Below are 3,032 nucleotides of genomic sequence, written 5' to 3' on the forward strand. Positions count from 1 at the left end.
GCTTTGAGCAGGCCTGCGAACAACTGGGTCTTAGCCAGCAGGAGCAACAGGCACTGGATCAACTGCAGCAACAGCAGAGCCAAGCCAACTAGCTTGAGTTGAATCATAAAAGAGAAGACCGCCAGCAGGCGGTCTTCTCTTTTAGTCTCTGTGATAACCGGACGGCATCATGCAATACCTGCCAGCAAACGACTCCAGTTGCGTTTACCAGCGATGAAGCCGTCCCGCAGTGCCCGATACTCCAGTTGCAGCTTGAGGCGGTCATAGCGCGCCAGCGCCTTGCGCTTGCGCAGCTCAAGCAGCCGCTTGCGACTGGCATAGTAGTGCTGCAACTGCTGACTCAGCTTGGCGTACTCCTCCTGCAGCAACGCTTGCCACAGTTCGCGATCATCCTGTTTGACGAGCCTTGCCTGCGCCCGTTTGAGCTGCATCTCCAGCCTGGCCTGCTCGATACGCTCCTCCGGCGATGAGCGCAGATCTCTCGCCAACCCGCACCATGAGGCAAACCGGATCAGCCACTTGGTCGGATCGAACTGCCACCACTGGATACCGTTGCGATAATCGTTCTCGAACAGATGGTGGAAGTTGTGATATCCCTCGCCAAAGGTGAAAAAGGCCAGGATGCCGTTGTCACGGGCGGTATTGCGATCCGTGTAGGGCTGGCTGCCCCAGATATGGGCCAGCGAGTTGATAAAGAAAGTGGTGTGGTGCGTCATCACCATCCGCAAGACGCCCGCCAGCAACAACATGCCGAGCAGATCTCCGTGGATCAGACCAAACAGCAGCGGCAGCCCCAGATTAGCCGCCAGTGCCAGCGTCAGATAGTGACGGTGCTGAAATGCGACCACTGGGTTGTTCTGCAGATCCCGCACATTACTGTAATCGCCATAGCGATCTCCCTGATGCTCCCGCAGCATCCAGCCGATGTGGGAATACCAGAAACCACGCCCCGCGCTGTAGGGGTCTTTATCGTTGTCATCCACATGACGATGGTGACGGCGGTGATCGGCCGACCAGTGCAGGGCCGAATTCTGCAACGCCAACGCACCACCGATGGCAAACAACCACTGCAAAGCGGGGTGCGCCTTGTAGGCCTTGTGCGACCAGAGCCGGTGATAGCCTGCGGTGATGGAGAGACCACTCAGGCAGAACAACAACAGGAAACTGGCCCACTGCCAGAGATCGTAACCGTAGCTCATGCCGTACCAGGGTACGACAATCAACGCCACTATCCCGGAGAGGGAAAACAGAAGGGTATTGGTCAAAATAATCGGGGGTCTGGCCATCTCATTGCATCCTTTCAGCGAACAGCTGTTAGCCATTTTCTATGGTGATTTCCTCACGGTCAATGGTAAAAAAGTAGGATACAAACCTGATCCTGAGGCGCCTTCGGGTTATCATTTGTCCTCGTTAAGCTGAAGGTGACTGATTTCGTGGGTATTCGCGCTCAACAAAAAGAAAAAACCCGGCGTACATTGATCGATGCTGCATTCAGCCAACTGTGCGCCAATCGGAGTTTCTCCAATCTCAGCCTGCGGGAAGTCGCTCGCGAAGCGGGTATCGCCCCCACCTCTTTCTATCGCCACTTTCGCGATATGGAGGAACTGGGCCTGACCCTGGTTGACGAAGGAGGTCTCACCCTGCGCCAACTGATGCGCCAGGCACGCCAGCGCATTGCCGGTGGTGGCAGTGTCATCAGCACCTCGGTGCAGACCTTTATGGAGTTCGTCGAGAACAACCCCAACGTCTTCCGGCTATTGCTGCGGGAACGCTCAGGCACCTCGGCCGCATTTCGCCAGGCGGTGGCTCGCGAGATCCAGCACTTCATTGCCGAGCTGACCGATTATCTGGAAGCAACTACAGAAGCACCACGGGAAGATGCCTACATCCAGGCAGAAGCCATGGTCACCATCGTCTTCAGTGCCGGTGCCGATGCTCTCGACATGACCAGCGAAGAGTGCCGGGCACTCTCCGACCGAACAATTCGCCAACTGCGGATGATCGCCATGGGCGCCGAGGTACAAAACCAGAAGCGCCGTGAACCTCACCCATGACCACAGGATGGAGAACGATATGACTGAACAGCTTATGATCCCGAAAAAACCGCTCGCCATGGCCATGCTGATTGGTATCTGTGGCGATGCCTCACTGGCCGTGCTGACCAACTCGGTGGTGCCTTTCTCCTTCTTCCCGCTGATTGCCCTCTGGCTGGCGGCCTATCAGCTGTTCCAGCACTATCGCCATGAACCCATGGTGGGCAATACCCCCATCTGCACCCTGCTCTGCTTCTTTATTGGTGCCTTCGGCCACTCCGCACTGCTCAAGGTGCAATACCCGGAGCTCGGCAGCAACTTCTTCTCCCTGATCATGATGCTGCTGCTACTGGCAGCCCTCTCCATCAAACTGGGCCTGAGCATTGGCAACAAAGAGAAGTTCTGATAAATCGACCGAATGATGGTAATCACTAATAGATAAAGAACAGAGGCCTTCCCAACGGGAAGGCCTCTTTGTTTGTGGTACACACATTAATCCTGCGGGGCGATGTCCAGATGAAGGAGGGGAGAGCCTGAAGCACACCAGCACCCAGCCCCGACAGATGCCGGTCTTGACCGATAGCAAAGCGGCAAATGGTTGAGGAACGATCAGAAAAGGGCGGGATATATCGATAAAACAGCAAGGAGTGAGGGCTTTTTGGCCCAAGATGATAAAAACAAGACTTAAAAATCGCGTATAGCAAAAGGCCTTCCCAAATGGGAAGGCCTTTCAAATTAGTGGCGGAGCGGACGGGACTCGAACCCGCGACCCCCGGCGTGACAGGCCGGTATTCTAACCGACTGAACTACCGCTCCGCTGTCTGGTTAGCTTTTTGCTAAATTGTCTGCCGCTTCATTGAGGTGTCATCCTCGCAGCCGGTTATGTTCTCTTCACATCACCGTTTAATTTGGTGCCTGGCAGTGTCCTACTCTCGCATGGCGAATGCCACACTACCATCGGCGCTACCGCGTTTCACTTCTGAGTTCGGCATGGGATCA

The 3,032-nt window shown here is 55.5% G+C and carries 3 protein-coding genes, 1 tRNA gene and 1 rRNA gene; 2 read left to right on the plus strand and 3 right to left on the minus strand.

Features of this window, described 5'->3' with window-relative positions:
• Positions 1 to 167 precede the first annotated feature (167 nt).
• Entirely contained in the window at positions 168 to 1,286 is a 1,119-nt protein-coding gene (locus ACW5W8_RS23430; protein WP_498630813.1) for an acyl-CoA desaturase, read from the minus strand.
• A 147-nt stretch (positions 1,287 to 1,433) separates the two neighbouring features.
• Here ACW5W8_RS23430 and fabR point away from each other — a divergent pair, with 147 nt between their 5' ends.
• Positions 1,434 to 2,054 carry an HTH-type transcriptional repressor FabR gene (gene fabR, locus ACW5W8_RS23435; protein WP_498630815.1) on the plus strand — a complete coding sequence of 207 codons (621 nt, stop codon included), beginning with the start codon at positions 1,434 to 1,436 and terminating at the stop codon, positions 2,052 to 2,054.
• Between the two features lie 19 nt (positions 2,055 to 2,073).
• Positions 2,074 to 2,439 carry a YijD family membrane protein gene (locus tag ACW5W8_RS23440; RefSeq protein ID WP_498630817.1) on the plus strand — a complete coding sequence of 122 codons (366 nt, stop codon included), beginning with the start codon at positions 2,074 to 2,076 and terminating at the stop codon, positions 2,437 to 2,439.
• 333 nt (positions 2,440 to 2,772) lie between these two features.
• Here the strand turns inward: ACW5W8_RS23440 and ACW5W8_RS23445 are convergent.
• Both ACW5W8_RS23445 and rrf read right to left on the minus strand, forming a co-directional pair.
• Positions 2,773 to 2,849 (minus strand) — tRNA-Asp (locus ACW5W8_RS23445).
• Between the two features lie 97 nt (positions 2,850 to 2,946).
• A 5S ribosomal RNA gene (gene rrf, locus ACW5W8_RS23450) occupies positions 2,947 to 3,032 on the minus strand; the annotation flags it as partial.

Source organism: Aeromonas aquatilis (assembly GCF_054052405.1).

Bases quoted from the DNA above. Each gene is read 5' to 3' on its own strand.
- ACW5W8_RS23430 (WP_498630813.1), bottom strand. From the start codon at position 1,286: ATGGCCAGACCCCCGATTATTTTGACCAATACCCTTCTGTTTTCCCTC.
- ACW5W8_RS23440 (WP_498630817.1), top strand. From the start codon at position 2,074: ATGACTGAACAGCTTATGATCCCGAAAAAACCGCTCGCCATGGCCATG.